Origin of the sequence: Streptomyces sp. NBC_01707 (assembly GCF_041438805.1) — a bacterium.
Classification (GTDB): Bacteria; Actinomycetota; Actinomycetes; order Streptomycetales; family Streptomycetaceae; genus Streptomyces.
Genome location: NZ_CP109190.1, coordinates 4,338,893 through 4,355,980, shown reverse-complemented (window position 1 = coordinate 4,355,980; position 17,088 = coordinate 4,338,893). Strand labels below are relative to the sequence as shown.

The 17,088-nt window shown below is 70.8% G+C and carries 16 protein-coding genes; 9 read left to right on the top strand and 7 right to left on the bottom strand.

What is annotated here, in order from left to right; translation table 11 throughout:
• Nucleotides 1-108: 108 nt before the first annotated feature.
• Nucleotides 109-705 (bottom strand): hypothetical protein, encoded by a 597-nt coding sequence (locus OG963_RS19490; RefSeq protein ID WP_093773166.1) that lies wholly within the window; start codon nt 703-705, stop codon nt 109-111.
• Between the two features lie 236 nt (nt 706-941).
• Here OG963_RS19490 and OG963_RS19485 point away from each other — a divergent pair, with 236 nt between their 5' ends.
• The 5 genes from OG963_RS19485 to OG963_RS19465 all read left to right on the top strand — a co-directional run bounded on the left by OG963_RS19485 (nt 942) and on the right by OG963_RS19465 (nt 7,181).
• Entirely contained in the window at nt 942-1,820 is an 879-nt protein-coding gene (locus OG963_RS19485) for a bifunctional methylenetetrahydrofolate dehydrogenase/methenyltetrahydrofolate cyclohydrolase (protein ID WP_093773164.1), read from the top strand.
• A 29-nt stretch (nt 1,821-1,849) separates the two neighbouring features.
• Nucleotides 1,850-2,563 (top strand): DUF3017 domain-containing protein, encoded by a 714-nt coding sequence (locus tag OG963_RS19480; RefSeq protein WP_362269653.1) that lies wholly within the window; start codon nt 1,850-1,852, stop codon nt 2,561-2,563.
• Nucleotides 2,564-3,381: 818 nt separating this feature from the next.
• A complete protein-coding gene (locus OG963_RS19475) occupies nt 3,382-4,494 on the top strand; it encodes a DUF2690 domain-containing protein (RefSeq protein ID WP_319737033.1) in 1,113 nt (370 codons plus the stop codon).
• 178 nt (nt 4,495-4,672) lie between these two features.
• A complete protein-coding gene (locus OG963_RS19470) occupies nt 4,673-5,662 on the top strand; it encodes a malate dehydrogenase (protein WP_030914454.1) in 990 nt (329 codons plus the stop codon).
• Nucleotides 5,663-5,798: 136 nt separating this feature from the next.
• Nucleotides 5,799-7,181 (top strand): B12-binding domain-containing radical SAM protein, encoded by a 1,383-nt coding sequence (locus OG963_RS19465; protein WP_319737029.1) that lies wholly within the window; start codon nt 5,799-5,801, stop codon nt 7,179-7,181.
• 27 nt (nt 7,182-7,208) lie between these two features.
• Here OG963_RS19465 and OG963_RS19460 read toward each other — a convergent pair whose 3' ends face one another.
• Together OG963_RS19460 and OG963_RS19455 are read right to left on the bottom strand one after the other, a co-directional pair.
• The gene (locus OG963_RS19460; RefSeq protein ID WP_371799278.1) at nt 7,209-7,937 is read right to left on the bottom strand and encodes an isocitrate lyase/phosphoenolpyruvate mutase family protein; all 729 of its coding nucleotides are present in this window, start codon (nt 7,935-7,937) and stop codon (nt 7,209-7,211) included.
• Between the two features lie 74 nt (nt 7,938-8,011).
• Nucleotides 8,012-8,524: a carboxymuconolactone decarboxylase family protein gene (locus OG963_RS19455; protein WP_371799277.1), complete on the bottom strand. Its 513-nt coding sequence runs from the start codon at nt 8,522-8,524 to the stop codon at nt 8,012-8,014.
• Nucleotides 8,525-8,571: 47 nt separating this feature from the next.
• Between OG963_RS19455 and OG963_RS19450 the strand changes: the two genes are divergently transcribed.
• The 3 genes from OG963_RS19450 to OG963_RS19440 all read left to right on the top strand — a co-directional run bounded on the left by OG963_RS19450 (nt 8,572) and on the right by OG963_RS19440 (nt 11,977).
• Nucleotides 8,572-9,978 (top strand): PLP-dependent aminotransferase family protein, encoded by a 1,407-nt coding sequence (locus tag OG963_RS19450; RefSeq protein ID WP_093773152.1) that lies wholly within the window; start codon nt 8,572-8,574, stop codon nt 9,976-9,978.
• A 517-nt stretch (nt 9,979-10,495) separates the two neighbouring features.
• A complete protein-coding gene (locus OG963_RS19445; RefSeq protein WP_030914471.1) occupies nt 10,496-10,771 on the top strand; it encodes a hypothetical protein in 276 nt (91 codons plus the stop codon).
• Nucleotides 10,772-10,777: 6 nt separating this feature from the next.
• Nucleotides 10,778-11,977, top strand: a complete 1,200-nt coding sequence (locus OG963_RS19440; RefSeq protein ID WP_319324536.1) for a glutathionylspermidine synthase family protein — start codon at nt 10,778-10,780, stop codon at nt 11,975-11,977.
• Between the two features lie 51 nt (nt 11,978-12,028).
• On the opposite strand, the gene rocD is transcribed toward OG963_RS19440, so the two are convergent.
• The 4 genes from rocD to OG963_RS19420 all read right to left on the bottom strand — a co-directional run bounded on the left by rocD (nt 12,029) and on the right by OG963_RS19420 (nt 15,778).
• Entirely contained in the window at nt 12,029-13,234 is a 1,206-nt protein-coding gene (gene rocD, locus OG963_RS19435) for an ornithine--oxo-acid transaminase (protein ID WP_030914478.1), read from the bottom strand.
• Between the two features lie 112 nt (nt 13,235-13,346).
• Nucleotides 13,347-14,099 (bottom strand): hypothetical protein, encoded by a 753-nt coding sequence (locus OG963_RS19430; RefSeq protein ID WP_319324539.1) that lies wholly within the window; start codon nt 14,097-14,099, stop codon nt 13,347-13,349.
• A 217-nt stretch (nt 14,100-14,316) separates the two neighbouring features.
• Nucleotides 14,317-15,171 carry a hypothetical protein gene (locus OG963_RS19425; RefSeq protein WP_319324541.1) on the bottom strand — a complete coding sequence of 285 codons (855 nt, stop codon included), beginning with the start codon at nt 15,169-15,171 and terminating at the stop codon, nt 14,317-14,319.
• Entirely contained in the window at nt 15,164-15,778 is a 615-nt protein-coding gene (locus OG963_RS19420; RefSeq protein ID WP_362269973.1) for a sigma-70 family RNA polymerase sigma factor, read from the bottom strand. The genes OG963_RS19425 and OG963_RS19420 overlap by 8 nt, the downstream gene beginning before the upstream one ends.
• A 232-nt stretch (nt 15,779-16,010) precedes the next feature.
• On the opposite strand from OG963_RS19420, the gene trpS reads away from it, so the two are divergent.
• Nucleotides 16,011-17,024 (top strand): tryptophan--tRNA ligase, encoded by a 1,014-nt coding sequence (gene trpS, locus OG963_RS19415; protein ID WP_030914486.1) that lies wholly within the window; start codon nt 16,011-16,013, stop codon nt 17,022-17,024.
• Nucleotides 17,025-17,088 lie beyond the last annotated feature (64 nt).

The following is a 17,088-nucleotide window of genomic DNA, read 5'->3' as shown; positions in this document are numbered from 1 at the left end:
GTGCCCGGAGCGACGGTCGGCACCCGGAAAACGCCGAAGGCCGTGAACCCACGCGCGTGCGGGTTCACGGCCTTCCGGTTCCCCTGCGGGAACGCCAGACCGGCAGGTTCAGTACTGCGGCTGCTGCTGACGGTTGAACCAGGCGCTGCCGTCGGCCCGCGCCACGAAGACGATGACCAGGATCGACAGAACCGTGTGGACGAGGCCGACCACGATGAACGGGTAGATGCCGAGCAGCGCGGTGATCGAACCGAAGACGATGGCGGTGATGCGGATCCCGTTGCCGCCCTTGCCGAACTTCGCGGCGAGGAACACGGCCAGGACGCCCCACAGCAGCACGAGGACCGAGAGGCCCCACAGTGCTCCGCCGGAGTAGTCGGCGAGCTGCTGGAACTGGACGTCGTCCTGGAGCGTCGCGTCGTTCTTGGCGGCGTTCACGGCCACGGCGCTGAGGACGAAGAGGATCGCGCCGATGAGCTGCAGGCCGCCGATCACGTAGAGCATGACGCGGGCGGCCTTGACGCCGCCCGGCATCTCCAGCGGGCCCCCGCCGAAGCCTGCGGCGCCGAACTGCGGGACGGGCGGAGCCGCGGGGTAGCCGTAGCCCTGCTGGGGCACGCCCTGCGGGGCCTGCTGGGGGTAGCCGTAGCCCGGCTGCCCGCCCGGCTGCTGGCCGTAGGGGTTGTTCGGGTCGCCGTTGCTCATGGCGAAATTCCTCCGTTGCGAAAGTGCGGGGACGACGCGGTCCGGGCGGAGGAATCGTGCGCAATCAGAACGGCCTGTCCCCCCGACACTGCCCGCGTACTGCGCGGCTCATCGTCGTCTTGACGTCGGCTTTTTGTCCAGTCGATTGCCGTATGTGTTGTGCAAGCGCAATCTGACGGCCACCGTGGGGACCCAGAATTGGTATGCGGGTGGGGTCATCCGCGAGGATGGGCACCATGACTGCCCAGATTCTCGATGGCAAGGCCACCGCAGCCGCGATCAAGTCCGATCTGACCGTCCGCGTGGCGGCCCTCAAGGCGCAGGGCATCACCCCTGGCCTGGGAACCCTGCTCGTCGGGGACGACCCGGGCAGCAGGTGGTACGTGAACGGCAAGCACCGCGACTGCGCGCAGGTCGGCATCGGCTCCATCCAGCGCGAACTCCCCGACACCGCCACCCAGGAGGAGATCGAGGACGTCGTACGGGAGCTCAACGACAACCCCGACTGCACGGGATACATCGTGCAGCTTCCTCTCCCCAAGGGCATCGACACCAACCGTGTCCTGGAACTGATGGATCCGGCCAAGGACGCCGACGGTCTGCACCCGATGAACCTCGGCCGGCTCGTCCTCAACGAGGCGGGCCCGCTGCCGTGCACCCCGCAGGGCGTGGTCCAGCTGCTCCGCCACCACGACGTCGAGATCAACGGGGCGCACGTCGTGGTCGTCGGCCGCGGTGTCACCATCGGCCGCTCGATCCCGCTGCTGCTGACCCGTAAGTCCGAGAACGCCACCGTCACCCAGTGCCACACCGGCACGCGTGATCTCGCCGCGCAGCTCAAGCAGGCCGACATCATCGTCGCCGCCGCGGGTTCGCCGCACATCATCAGGCCCGAGTACGTGAAGCCGGGCGCGGCCGTGCTCGACGTCGGCGTCAGCCGGGACGAGGAGGGGAAGATCGTCGGCGATGTGCACCCCGGGGTGGCCGAGGTCGCCGCGTGGATCTCCCCGAACCCGGGCGGTGTCGGCCCGATGACCCGTGCCCAGCTGCTCGTCAACGTGGTGGAAGCGGCCGAGCGCGATGCGGCCGCCGCGGCTTCCGTCTCCGCCGACTGAGCCGACCGACCTGATCCGGAAGGAACCCCATGGGTGCTGGTACGAGTCCGGCCGACCCGGCCGCCGCGGCGGACCGGGCGATTCCGGTGCCGCCGGGCGGAGTCGCGCGCGGTGCGGATGAGCGTGCCGAGGACGTGCCGGGCGAGGGTGTGAGCGCTGCGGGCGAGGGTCCCGGTGCCGCGCGCCCGGACGCCGGGCCCGCGGGCGAAGAGGCTACGGATGCCGAAGCCGCGGATGGCGAGACCGCTGCAGAGGCGACGGCCGAGGACGCGGGCGCCGGCTCCGGCGGCAGCGATGCCGCCGACGGCGAACCCGCACCCGGCGATGGCCCGGGTGTCGAGCCCCGCCCGTCGCGACGGTTCCCCTCGTTCACCCGGGACACCGCGCGCCCCGAGGGCGGCGGCAGGGCGGCGTCCGGGGACGCGCCCGCCCCGGCCCGCCAGTGGCCGCTGCTCGCCGTGCTCTGCACGGCCGGGATCGGCCTGCTGATCGTCGCCGTCAACCCGTTCGCCCAGGCCTTCAGGATCGGCACGATACTGATCGGCGTCGCCCTCATCGGTGGAGCCGTGCTGCGCTGCGTGGTTCCCTCGGTGGGCATGCTGGCGGTCCGTTCCCGGTTCACCGACCTGGTGACGTACGGACTGCTCGGCGTTCTGATCGTGCTGCTCGCACTCGTGGCACAGCCCAAGCCGTGGCTGGACGTACCGTTCCTGGAGCACGCGGTCCGCTTCACGATCCGCTGACTCCCGTACGGCGCCGAGCAGGTCCAGGACGCCACGTACTCCTCGTAGCGCCGAACCGGCCCCCCTCGCACCCGTTCCCGGTGCGAGGGGGGCCGCGGCTTTTGCGCAACTGACCGTGGTCATCGGTTTCGCACCGCCGAGGTGCGTCCGCGGCGAGTCATCCACGACTTCGCGCGGACCTCGTTTTGTGACGTCCGGTCCGACGCCGTCGCGCGGGGCTTCGGCTCGCTCGGCCTGATGACGCCGGTCCTCGTGCCGCCCGACACGGCTGAGCACGGAACAGTTCCTGGACACGCCGGCCGTCGGCCTCCGGAAGGAGACGGCATCCCGCCGAGTTCTGCCGGAAGTTCTGCCTGGCCCCGGCCCGGCGGGCTTCTGCGCGGCGGCCTTCCGCCCAACAGGTGGTGTCCGCCCCCTCCCCCGATGAGGGACGGACACCTGTGGCCGGGGCCCACAGGAGCGGAAAAGCTCCGGAAAGTGGTGACTTGAGCGGCCTTGCCCCGGCCTGGATCCAGCCTTGTCGACGAGGAACGACGGTTCAAGGGAACCAGGTGGCCTGTGGCACGGAAGTGACCATTCCACCACCGTGTGATCGCCGCGCAACGGCGGCGGACCGGCACGGCAACGCAGGGCAGGGGGCGCGCGGCGGTACGAGCCGACCCCCCGAATGATTCGGTGCGCTCTCTCTCCAGGAACTGGCCGCCCGCCTTTGCGCATCCTGCTGGGTAGTCCGGAACGGTAGACCGCCGTACCGGGACGAGGGGGGAACGACAGAGCGGGGTACATCAGGCACGTTCGGGGGAACTGAGGGGGAAGTAATGCCTCGTTGGAAGGCACTGCCGGAGGAACTCGACCCACAGGTGCGGGAGTTCGCCGGTCAGCTTCGCAGACTCGTCGATCGCAGTGGTCTGGGCATCGCCGCGGTCGCTGACCGCACGGGCTACAGCAAGACGTCGTGGGAGCGCTATCTGAACGGTCGGCTGCTCGCCCCCAAGGGGGCGATCGTCGCTCTCGCCGACGTCACGGGTACCGATCAGGTGTATCTGACGACCATGTGGGAGCTGGCGGAGCGGGCCTGGAGCCGCGCCGAGATGCGCCACGACATGACGATGGAGGGCATTCGGATCGCCCAGGCGCGTGCGGCGCTCGGCGAGTTCGGGCCGAGCCCGGTGGGACACGACGGGAGCCACCGCTCCGCCGGAGCCGTCAGCGGCACGGGCATCGGTACAGCCACGGACCCCGGCACAGGCCGGGACGGGCGCGACAGGGGCCGCGCACCGTCCGTACCGATGCAACGCGGGACCGCCCCGCACGTGCCGCAGCAGTCACAGGCGCTCCCGGGGGCCGGTCACGCAGACGCATACGGACCCGCTGCAGCGGGGCGGCCGCCGCAGCCACAACACGCCGGCGGTCCGCGGAAGCCGGTGGACCGCCGCAAGGCGACCGTGTTCCTGGCCGGCGTGGTGGGCGTGCTGATGGTGGCAGCCGCCGCCTTGCTCCTGACCGGCCCGGACGGTCACGACAACGACAGGAAGGACGCGGCCACCCCGTCGGCGTCGCCGAGCCCGAGCGCGCCCCTGCCGGACGGCGTCGGGTGCGGCGGCACCGACTGCACGGGGAAGGATCCGGAGGACATGGGGTGCGGCGGCAGGTTCGCCCGTACGGCCGCAAGCGTCACGGTCGGCGGACGTCTTGTCGAGGTGCGCTACAGCGAGACGTGTGCCGCGGCGTGGGCCCGGATCACCAGGGCCGCCCCGGGCGACACGGTCCGGATCGCCGCAGGCGGGGCCGCGGGTCAGCACGGCGCGGTGGACGCCGGCACGGACATGGACGCGTACACCCCCATGGTCGCCGTCAAGAAGGCCGCCGACGCCAGGGCCTGCGCGACGCTCGCGTCCGGGACGAAGGAGTGCACCGACGCCGACGGATGAGACACGATCGCGGTGAGCGGTCCGTGACCGGTTGTGTGCGGTGCCACAGGGGGCCGGGCGGCCGGGAGGTTGCGGGTCGGATAGCCTGATCGCTGGATATCTCTTCACATCAAGATTCAGGGGATATCCAGCACCAGGGGCAGGGACCCCCACCGCCAGCTGTCTAACGGAGATCGCCATGACCCGCACTCCCGTGAATGTCACCGTGACCGGCGCAGCCGGCCAGATCGGCTACGCGCTGCTCTTCCGCATCGCCTCCGGCCACCTGCTCGGCCCGGACGTGCCGGTCAACCTGCGTCTCCTGGAGATCCCGCAGGGTCTGAAGGCCGCCGAGGGCACCGCGATGGAGCTCGACGACTGCGCCTTCCCGCTGCTGCGCAACATCGAGATCACGGACGACGCCAACGTCGGCTTCGCCGGTGCGAACGTCGCCCTGCTCGTCGGCGCCCGCCCCCGTACGAAGGGCATGGAGCGCGGCGACCTGCTCTCCGCCAACGGCGGCATCTTCAAGCCGCAGGGCAAGGCGATCAACGACAACGCCGCGGACGACATCAAGGTCCTCGTCGTCGGCAACCCGGCCAACACCAACGCGCTCATCGCGCAGGCCGCCGCCCCGGACGTACCGGCCGAGCGCTTCACCGCGATGACCCGCCTGGACCACAACCGCGCGATCTCGCAGCTGGCCGCCAAGACCGGCGCCGCCGTCTCCGACATCAAGAAGCTGACGATCTGGGGCAACCACTCGGCGACCCAGTACCCGGACATCTTCCACGCGGAGGTGGCCGGCAAGAACGCCGCCGAGCTCGTCAACGACGAGGCGTGGCTGGCCGACACCTTCATCCCGACCGTCGCCAAGCGCGGCGCGGCGATCATCGAGGCCCGTGGCGCGTCCTCGGCCGCCTCGGCCGCCAACGCCGCCATCGACCACGTGTACACCTGGGTCAACGGCACCGCCCCCGGCGACTGGACCTCGATGGGCATCCCGTCGGACGGCTCCTACGGTGTGCCCGAGGGCCTCATCTCGTCCTTCCCGGTCACCACGAAGGACGGCAAGTACGAGATCGTCCAGGGCCTGGACATCAACGAGTTCTCCCGCACGCGTATCGACGCGTCGGTGCAGGAGCTCGCCGAGGAGCGCGACGCGGTTCGCGAGCTCGGTCTGATCTGATCCGTACGCCTCCTGGCGCGTACCTCACCGCCCCCGGCAGCACTCGCTGCCGGGGGCGGCTGCGTTCGCACCTGGCCGCCGGCGGGAACGGCCGTGAGCGGGAACTGCGGATACGGGTTGTGCCGTCTGGGCTGTCATGCGCGTGACGATGATTCTTCCGGCCCTGACCGAGGCGACCAGCCCGCTCTTCCGGCCGATCAAGTACTCGCTCTTCCCACCGCTCGGCCTGGCGACCCTCGCCGGCTACCTGGACCCGGACGACGAGGTGACGCTCCTCGACGAGCACGTCGAACGGGTCGACATCGAGTCGCTCGACAGCCCCGATCTGCTGGTCGTCCAGCCGTACATCACCTCCGCCCGGCGCAGCTACGAGATAGCCGACCACTTCCGTGCCCGGGGCGTCCACGTCGCCATGGGCGGCCTCCATGTGACCTCGCTCCCGGACGAGGCGGCGGCGCACGCGGACACGATCTTCACCGGGCCGGGGGAGGACACCTGGCCGCTGTTCCTGAAGGAGTTCCGGGACGGTGCGCCGGGCCGTCGGTACGACTCCACACTGCGCACCCTGGCCGGACTGCCGCCCGTACGACGGGACCTGATCAAACGGAACCTGTATCTGGTGCCCAACTCGATCGTCGTCTCGCGCGGTTGCCCGCACCACTGCGACTTCTGCTACAAGGACGCGTTCTTCGAGGGCGGCAAGTCCTTCTACACCCAGGCCGTGGACGACGCTCTCGCCGAGATCGAGCGGCTGCCCGGCAGGCACCTGTACTTCCTCGACGATCATCTGCTCGGCAACCGGCGCTTCGCCGAGGCGCTCTTCGACGGGATGGCCGGAACGGGACGGCTCTGGCAGGCGGCCGGCACCGTGAAGTCCGTACTCCAGCCGGACCTGCTGGAGCGGGCCGTGGACGCGGGGCTGCGCAGCCTGTTCGTCGGCTTCGAGACCGTCAACAGCGCGAATCTCGCCGAACGCCGCAAGGACCAGAACATCGGCAAGGACTACGCGGCCGCCGTCCGCCGGCTCCATGGCGCCGGTGTCATGGTCAACGCCAGCTTTGTCTTCGGCCTCGACCACGACGGCCCGGACGTCTTCGACCGGACGGTGGAGTGGGCCGTCGAACAGGGCATCGAGACGGCCACCTTTCACATCATGACGCCGTATCCGTCCACCGGCCTGTGGAAGCAGATGGAGGCCGAGGACCGGATCGTCCACCGGGACTGGGATCTCTACGACACCCGCCATGTCGTCCACCGTCCGAAGGGAATGACCTCGCGTCAGCTGGAGGACGGTTATTGGCGTGCGTACCGCGACTTCTACCGTTGGTCGAACATCTGGCGCGGTTCGGCCGCACAGCCGGGCACGCACGAGCGGCTGAGGCACCTGGCGTACGCGGGCGGCTGGAAGAAGTTCGAACCCGCCTGGGACGCCCTGATCCGCTCCCGCAACGTGGTGCGGGCCATGCCGGCTCTGGAACGGACCCTGGCCGCGTTCGGGGGCAGACAGGCCCACGGCTAGGGCCTGGCGGGCTCGGTGTGCGGGAGGCTACAGCGCGTGCAACCGGTCGACGATCCGGCGGACGGCTGCCATGGCCTGGCGCTGCAGCCCTGGACCGAACGTGATGCGGGTGGCGCCCAGTTCGCCGAGGCGGCGCGGGGTCGGGCCGTCCGGCAGGGCGAAGACGTTGAGCGGCGCCGGGATGGCGGCGGCCAGGCGCGGAAGGGACTCGGGCGGGGCGGCGATCGGGTAGACGCAGTCCGCACCGGCTGCCGCGTACAGCCGGGCGCGGGCGATCGTCTCCGTCTCCGGGTCGATGCCGTCCGGGACGCCGTGCACGTACGTATCGACGCGAGCGTTGACGAAGAGCTGGTCGCCCGCGACCGTGCGTACCTCCGCCAGCCGGTCCGCCTGCCGTTGCGGGTCCTCCAGGACGCCGTCGGCCGAGTCCTCCAGGTTGCAGCCGACCGCACCCGTGTCGAGGAGCCGCTCCACGAGTTCCTTCGGCGGCAGCCCGTAACCGGCCTCGATGTCCGCCGAGACGGGTACGGGAACGGCGCGCGCGATCCGGGCCACGGCCGCGAACATCTCGGCGACGGGTGTCGCCCCGTCCTCGTACCCGAGCGAGGCCGCGACCCCGGCGCTCGGCGTGGCGAGCGCCGGGAAGCCGGCGTCGGCGAAGACACGGGCGCTCGCGGCGTCCCACGGACCGGGGAGGACCAGCGGGTCTCCGGGGGTACGGCTGTGGTGCAGGTGACGGAAGACGGAGACGGTCATCGCGGGGCTCCCGGGAGGGGCGAGGCGGAGGAGGGCCGGTGCGGCGGCCGGGCGGCGATGCTGCCCGGCCCGGGTCAGTGCTTCCTGTCGCTGGGAGCGTAGTGGCCGGGGACCATGCGAGTGGAGACGGCGAACCGGTTCCAGGCGTTGATCACCGTGATGGCGGCGATCAGCTGGGCCAGCTCGGCCTCGTCGAAGTGCTTTGCGGCCCTCTCGTACACGTCATCCGGCACGAAACCGTCGGTCAGGACCGTCACGGCCTCCGTGAGCTCGATCGCCGCGATCTCCTTCTCCGTGTAGAAGTGACGCGACTCCTCCCACGCGCTGAGCTGGACGATCCGCTCGATCGACTCGCCCGCCGCGAGCGCGTCCTTGGTGTGCATGTCGAGGCAGAACGCGCAGTGGTTGAGCTGCGAGGAACGGATCTTCACCAGCTCGGCGAGGATCGGGTCCAGGCCCTTACCGGATGCTGCCTCCAGCCGGACCATGGCCTTGAAGACATCGGGGGCGAGCTCGGCCCACTGCATGCGGGGGCTGTGTTCGGGGCCGTAGCCGGAGGTCGGGCGGTTGTGATCGTTCGTCGTCATGGGTGCGACGCTACGAGGCATATGGCGCAGGAGTATGGTCCATTTCCATGATGGATCCGTGGGCCACTTTCGGGGCCGACCTGCACATCGACCCGGCGGGCGCGGCGGGGCTGCGGGCCGGGCTGATGAACGCGCTGCGAGAGGCCGTACGGACCGGGCGGCTGACGCCCGGGACCCGGCTGCCGTCGTCCCGCACGCTCGCCGCCGACCTGGGGATCGCCCGGAACACCGTGGCGGACGCCTACGCCGAGCTGGTCGCCGAGGGCTGGCTCACCGCCCGGCAGGGTTCGGGCACCCGGGTCGCGCAACGGGCCGAGCCGCGTCGACCGGCTGCGGCGGCCCGGCGCTCCCGGCCGGTGCGGCGCCGGCCCGCCTACACCCTGATGCCCGGCTCGCCCGATCTGTCGACGTTCCCGCGCGCCGACTGGCTCAAGGCGGCCCGGCGTGCCCTGACCGCCGCGCCCAACGAGGCCTTCGGGTACGGCGATCCGCGCGGGCGCATCGAGCTGCGCACCGCACTGGCCGGCTATCTGGCGCGGGCCCGCGGGGTGTACGCGGCCCCGGAGCGGATCGTGATCTGTTCCGGCTTCCTCCACGGGCTGATGCTGATGGGGAAGGTGTTGCGGAAGCGGCGGGTGCGGGAGGTGGCTGTCGAGTCGTACGGACTGGATGCGCACTGGAACCAGCTAGCGGACGCTGGCCTGCGCACGCCCTGCCTGCCGCTCGACGGACTCGGCTCCCGGACCGGGGAGCTGATCGGGATGCGAGGGGTGGGCGCGGTGCTGATGACCCCCGCGCATCAGTTCCCCACAGGGGTGTCGCTCCATCCCGACCGGCGGGCCGCAGCCGTCGACTGGGCACGGGGTGCGGGCGGTCTGATCCTGGAGGACGACTACGACGGCGAGTTCCGCTACGACAGGCAGCCGGTCGGCGCGCTTCAGGGCCTCGACCCGGAACGGGTCGTCTACATGGGGACGGCCAGCAAGTCCTTGGCGCCGGGGCTTCGACTGGCCTGGATGGTGCTGCCGCAGGAACTCGTGAAGGACGTGGCCGAGGTGAAGGGCGAGATCGACTGGATGTCGAGCACCCTGGACCAGCTGACGCTCGCGGAGTTCATCGAGTCCGGTGCGTACGACCGTCATGTGCGCTCGATGAGGCTGCGCTACCGACGGCGCCGCGACCAGCTCGTCGCGGCGCTGGCCGAACAAGCCCCAGGGCTGCGGATCAGTGGGATCGCCGCCGGTCTGCACGCCGTCCTCGAACTCCCTGACGGCGGCGAGCGATCGGTGATCCAGGCCGCGGCCTTCCAGGGGCTGGCCCTGGAAGGCATGGCCCGGTTCCGGCATGCGGACGCGGAGGCAGGAACCGACGCACTGGTCATCAGCTACGGCGCCCCGACCGACAGCGCCTGGGCAGGCGCCCTGGAAGCGCTCTGCCGGGCGCTGTCGCAGTAGGCGGGACCCCGGCCGGCGTCCGCGCCCGTGCCCGCACCCGTCATCCGCACGTGCCCTGGCGTCGGGCATCCGTGTGCTCCGTCGTCGCGACCTGGACAGCCCCGCAACCGTGTCCCCGTCTCCGTCCCCGCCCCGGCCCCCGCCCCAGGGTGCGCGGTCTCGCGGGCCGCCGTCCGGCTGCCGGGCCGATCGGCGGGCAACCGACGAAGTCGAAGCCGCCGAGCGCGTGTCCGGCCGTACAGCGGCAGAGCGGCACTGCCGCACCGCGGGCGGCGACAGCGCCGGATCGACGCCCGCTCCGGCCCTGGCCCCGCGACGGCCCACGTGGCAACGGCGGCCTGGACAACGAAGGCCCTACCGAGGCACACCGCGGAAGCGGGTGCGCAGATCGGCTCAAAGAGCACATGCGGACTCCACGGCGCGGTCTGCACCGCACCCGGTTCCCGCCTCCCCGGGCGGCCATCTAATCTGACGGTCGGTCCCACGGCCGGAACGCAACGATGGGGGAGACGGAAGCATGGCCAAGCGCAGGGTGAGGTCGAGCACGGTGGTGCTCGGTTCCATGGGGGTTCTCGCGGCGGCGATCACCTCGTGCGGATCGGAGCCGGACAAGCGGTGCGTGGACCCGGTGACCCACTCCAAGCTGCCGAGTTACGAGTGCAAGAGCAGCAGCGGCCACGGCACCTACTACTACGGCGGCAGCTCCAAGGGCGGCAAGGTCCAGGGCGGCAGTTTCGACAAGTCCGCCGTCGATCGCGGCGGCTTCGGCTGCTCAGGTACGGGCGGCGGCTGACCGGTCATGGAACGCCGCACCACCGAACCGCGCCCCGGCTGGCAGGAGATCGTCGAGGAGCAGGGGATCGTCTATCCGCTGACCCGCTACCCGGACGGATCGCTGCGCCCCTACTGGGACGAGAGCGCGTACTACGTCTTCTCGCTGCCCGAGGTCGAGGCGCTGGAGGACGTGGTCGAGGAACTGCACACGATGTGCCTGGCCGCGGCCGCGCACATCGTCGAGCAGGACCGCTTCGCCGACCTCGGCATCACCGACCGGCGACTGGCCGCTCTGATCACCGAGTCGTGGCGGCGCCGCGCCGAACTTCCGTCCCTGTACGGCCGGTTCGACCTGCGCTACGACGGAACAGGCCCGGCGAAGATGCTGGAGTACAACGCCGACACCCCCACTTCACTCGTGGAGGCGGCCAGTGCCCAGTGGTTCTGGATGGAGGACCGCTTCCCGGACGCCGACCAGTGGAACTCCCTTCATGAACGTCTCGTCGCGGCATGGAAGCGGCAGGCCGCGCTGCTGCCACCGGGACCGCTGCATTTCGCCCACTCCGAGGGGGACGAGCTCGGCGAGGACCTGATGACGGTCGCGTATCTCCGCGAGACCGCCGAACAGGCCGGCATCGACACGGAGGCGCTCTCCGTGGAAAAGATCGGCTGGGACCGGCTGACCGGACGGTTCGTCGACGATCGGCTCCGTTTCATCCGTAGCTGCTTCAAGCTCTACCCGTGGGAGTGGCTGGCGACCGATCGTTTCGGCCCCCACGTCCTGGACACCCTCGACAACGGCGGCGGCACGGGCACCACCTGCTGGATCGAGCCCGCCTGGAAGATGCTCCTCTCCAACAAGGCGCTGCTGGCCATCCTCTGGGAGCTCTATCCGGGTCACCCGAATCTGCTGGCCTCCTATCTCGACGGTCCTCGCGAACTGGCCGGGGACGGGAACGGAGGCGGTGGCACCGGCTATGTCGCCAAGCCGCTGCTCGGCCGTGAGGGTGCCGGCGTCACGATCCATGAGCCCGGAACTCCCGTGGTGATACGGGACGAGCCGTGCTGCTACCAGGAGCTGGCCCCGCTGCCGGACTTCGACGGCAACCGGGTCGTGCTGGGCGCCTGGGTCGTCGAGGACGAGTCCGCGGGGCTCGGCATCCGGGAATCGGCGGGGCTGGTGACGGACGAGTACGCGCGTTTCCTGCCCCACGTCATCCTGTAGCGACACCGCGTCGGGGGCCGGGGCGACCAGGCCCCCGACGGTGCGGCGGCGTCAGCCGCGCAGTACCTCCCGCAGTTGCTCCAGGCCCCAGTCCAGGTCCTCCTTGCTGATCACCAGGGGCGGGGCGATCCGGATCGTCGAACCGTGGGTGTCCTTGACCAGCACCCGGCGGTCCATCAGCTTCTCGGAGATCTCCCGGCCCGTGCCGTGACCCGGGGCGATGTCGATTCCCGCCCACAGCCCGCGGCCGCGCACCGTCTCCACCGCGCCGCCACCCACCAGCAGCCCCAGCTCCTGGTGGAGGTGGTCGCCCAACTCGGCGGCCCGCTGCTGGAACTCACCGGTGCGCAGCATCGCGATGACCTCCAGCGCGACCGCACAGGCGAGAGGGTTGCCGCCGAACGTCGAGCCGTGTTCACCCGGCCGGTACACCCCGAGCACCGCGGCCGACGAGACCACGGCCGACACCGGCACCACGCCACCGCCCAGTGCCTTGCCGAGCACATACATGTCCGGCACGACACCCTCGTGCTCGCAGGCGAAGGTCCTGCCCGTCCGGCCCAGACCCGACTGGATCTCGTCCGCGATGAAGAGCACATCCCGCTCGCGGGTCAGCTCGCGCACCCGTGGGAGGTAGCCGGGCGGCGGCACCAGTACCCCGGCCTCGCCCTGGATCGGCTCCATCAGCACCGCCACGGTGTTGTCCGTCATCGCCGCACGCAGCGCGGTCAGGTCCCCGTACGGCACGATCTCGAACCCCGGCGTGTACGGGCCGAAGTCCGTCCGCGCCTCCTGGTCGGTGGAGAAGCTGATGATGGTCGTCGTCCGGCCGTGGAAGTTGTTCGACGCAACGATGATCTTCGCCATGCCGTCCGGGACGCCCTTCACCCGGTAACCCCACTTGCGGGCGGTCTTCACCGCGGTCTCCACGGCCTCCGCCCCGGTGTTCATGGGCAGCACCATCTCCATGCCGCACAACTCGGCGAGCTGCGTACAGAAGTCGGCGAACCGGTCGTGATGGAAGGCGCGCGAGGTCAGGGTCACCCGGTCCAGCTGTGCCTTGGCCGCCTCGATCAGGCGTCGGTTGCCATGGCCGAAGTTGAGCGCCGAGTAGCCCGCGAGCATGTCGAGGTAGCGCCGCCCTTCGACATCGGTCATCCAGGCGCCTTCCGCCGAGGCGACGACGACCGGCAGCGGATGGTAGTTGTGCGCGCTGTGCGCCTCGGCGGAGGCGATGGCGGTTTCCGTGGTCGACACGGGATCTCCGTTCGTCGTGCGGCGTGGGCTGGGGTGGTGCCCACTTTGTATCGTCGGTCGGATCTCCGGGGAGGAAACCTTCAATCCATGGCGCGCCCGTGAGATACCGCAGTCAGAGGTCCAGGAGTTCCTGCCGTGGGCCGCTCTCGCGGCCGCCCCAGCCGCCGCCTCCGCCGCCGCCCCAGCCGCCGCCTTCTCCGCCGTCACCGCGCCGCCGGGCTGCCAGCGGGCGCAGGGCCAGAGCGAGCGCCGCGCCCGCCACCAGCCCGGGCACGGCCCACCACACGCCGTCGAAGCGCCCGGCGGATCCGGAGGCCTTGGCGGTGTCCGCGGCAGCGGACGGGGAAGTCTCCGGTTCCGATGCGAGGCCGGCCAGCGGGTCCATCGGGGCGGACATCTTCTTGTTCTCCCAGGCCTGCGGGAACAACCTCGCGTACGCGTCCTGGTTGTTCGTCTTCCCCATCAGCCCGAGCTCCGTGAACAGCTTGACCAGCCGCGCCGGATTTTTCGCCCGGTGCCAGTACCCGCGGAAGGTGTAGGGGACCTCGGACGCCGTGTGTATCCATATGGTGTCCGGATCGTCGCCCGGGAAGACGCGGTCGGTCCGCATCGGCTCCAGATCCAGGACCATCCACGTCACATTGATCTGCCGGGTCCCCATCGCCGCGTCCATGCTCTGCGGCCGCTGCTTGGCGCCCTTTCCGGCCGGGCCCAGCAGGGCCTCCAGCTCGGCATATCTCGGATCCGAGACGCTGAGTGCGGTCGCCTTCCCGCTGTCGGGCGAGGAGACGAGCACGGTCGTCGATCCGCCTGCCACCGCACTCGGCGCGAGGCAGAGACTCAGCCCCCACACCACCGCCAGCACCGCCGAGCTCCGCAGGAACCGAGCCCCCGGCCGCCGCCCGAACCGGCCCTTCTGCCGCCGCCACGAACGCGGCCCTAGCGTCAACACGCTTCCTGGCTTTCCCACGACGTCCCCTTTGCCCTGTCGCACTGTGCGTTACGGCCCGTCCGTATCGCGTCACTTCTGGTACACCGCTCGAGCCCCGCAGGTTCCACTCCGGCGCCTTCCGATCCCAGGCCTATCGATCGCCCGCCCGTCCGAGCGTGGACCTGGCGACCGCGCGGGCCCGCTCCCGCACGTCCAGGCCCTCCAGCCGCAGTGTCAGCCGATCTTCCTCGACCCACAACAGGGTGGGGCCGGCCGTCCGTTGGGACCGCGTCCAGCGGGTGCCGTCCCGGTCGACCATGCCGAAGCTCAGCACATGCGGCTGCGCGAACCAGAGCCCGCCCACCGGGCTGCCGCGGCCGTCGTCGAGCGTCAGCCACTCCGGCTGTTCCCGCACCTGTTTCATGAAGTACGGATCGAGTCGCGACAAGAACTCGTCGAGCCGTACCGTCCGCCCGTTCTCCCGCCAGCACAGGGTGACCATGGACCGGCCCTCCGGCAGTCCGGTCACGGCCACCGCCTCCGGTGCGCCGAGCGCGGGCGGTACGACCGGCCGGAAACCCGACCGCCGCGCCGCCTCCGACAGCGTCACCGGGGTGTCGCAGCCCGGCACCGCCGGACCCGGCCGCTCCGGAGCCGGCGTGGACGGGTCGTACCGCACCTCGACCCCGCCGAAGTCGAACCAGTCCGCGACCGTCGCCCGCACCGGAGGTGTCAGTACCACCACGACCAGGACCCCCGAGAGGGCCGCGGCCAACAGGCGGGCCCGCCTCCGCACCCACGCTCCGGCCCGCTTCAGCCGCCCCGGAGGAACGGGCACGGGCACCGGGACCGCCTCCGCGACGATCTGCGCCAGCACCCGCTCCGCCATCGTCAGCCCGGCGCCCCCGGGATCCCGCGCCGGCACATCCATCCCGCGCCCCAGTGCCAGCAGCTCCGCCCGCAGGCGCGCCCGGTCACCGCGACGCCCCCGCTCCGTGTCACTCATGCCCCTCACCCCCTCCCGCCCCTCGCCTGTCCGCCCCTCGCCTGTCCGTCCCTCGCCTGTCCGTCCCTCGACCGTCCGTGGTCGTCCCGAGCTTCTTCTCCAGCTTTCGCAGGGCGCGGTTCAGCCGGGACTTCACCGTTCCCCGTGGCCAGCCCAGGGCCTGTGCCGTCTCCGCCTCGTCCATCTCCAGCAGGTAGCGGTACGTGACGACCCGACGATGGTCTTCGCCCAGCTCGTCGAGCGCGGCCGTCAGCAGCGTCCGGCGCTCCTCCGCGAGCGCCGCCACCGCCGGATCCGCCGACTCCGGTATCGCCGGATCGGCGCCCCGCAACATCGCCTCGCGCCCGGCCACCGCTCGCGCCCGGCCCACCGACCGGACCGTGTTCCTCGTCTCGTTCACCACGATCCGCAGCAGCCACGGCCGGAATGCCGCCCCCTCCCGGAAGCCCCCCAGCGACTGGTACGCCTTCAAGAAAGCCGACTGCACCACATCCTCCGCGTCGGCCCCCGCTCCGAAGGCGACCGCGGCCCGCAGGGCGACGCCCGTGTGGGCGCGCACGAGCTGCGCGTATGCCTCCGCCTCCCCGGCGCGCACACGAGCGATCACCGCGGCCTCGTCCTCGGCGGGCGCTCTCGCCGCCGCTTCGGCCCGAGTCCCGGCCTGCTGTCCGGCCCACCCCTCGACCTGCCCCTCGGCACGCCCGGGAGCGCGGTCCGTACCCCCGTCGTCGACGGCGCGGCCCCCCTCCCGGCCCCTCCGCAGGGCCCCCTCCTGCGTCCTCACACCTTTCTTACACCGGCTGCCGGAGATCGGTTCCGTACCTGAGACAATGAGTTTCATGGCCTCTGAACGCCCCCGCGTGCTCTCCGGAATCCAGCCCACCGCAGGCTCGTTCCACCTCGGCAACTACCTCGGTGCGGTCCGCCAGTGGGTGGCGCTGCAGGAGTCCCACGACGCCTTCTACATGGTCGTGGACCTGCATGCGATCACCGTTCCGCAGGATCCCGTCGAGCTTCGCGCGAACACCCGGCTCGCCGCCGCCCAGCTGCTCGCCGCAGGACTCGACCCGGAACGCTGCACGCTCTTCGTGCAGAGCCATGTCCCGGAGCACGCCCAGCTCGGCTGGGTGATGAACTGCCTCACGGGCTTCGGCGAGGCATCCCGGATGACGCAGTTCAAGGACAAGTCCGCGAAGCAGGGCGCCGACCGGGCCACCGTAGGCCTCTTCACCTACCCGGTCCTCCAGGTCGCGGACATCCTGCTGTACCAGGCCAACCAGGTCCCGGTCGGCGAGGACCAGCGTCAGCACATCGAGCTCACCCGCGACCTCGCCGAGCGCTTCAACGGCCGGTTCGGTGAGACCTTCACCGTCCCGGACCCGTACATCCTCAAGGAGACGGCGAAGATCTTCGACCTTCAGGACCCGTCGTCCAAGATGAGCAAGTCGGCGGCCACCCCGAAGGGGCTGATCAACCTCCTCGACGAGCCGAAGGCCACGGCGAAGAAGGTCAGGAGCGCGGTCACCGACACGGACACGGTCATCCGCTTCGACCCCGCCGAGAAGCCGGGCGTCAGCAACCTCCTGACCATCTACTCCACCCTCACCGGATCGGGTGTCGCGGATCTGGAGCAGAAGTACGAGGGCAAGGGCTACGGTGCGTTGAAGACCGACCTCGCAGAGGTCATGGTCGAGTTCGTCACACCGTTCCGGACCCGCACGCAGGAGTATCTTGACGACCCCGAGTCGCTGGACTCGATCCTGGCCAAGGGCGCGGAGAAGGCCCGAGCGGTGGCCGCCGAGACCCTGGCGCTGACCTACGACCGGATGGGCTTTCTGCCCGCGAAGCACTGAGTCCAAGGACCCTGGCGGGACGGTGGCCGCAGGCGGCACACTGGCGACGGGAGACCGACTCCGG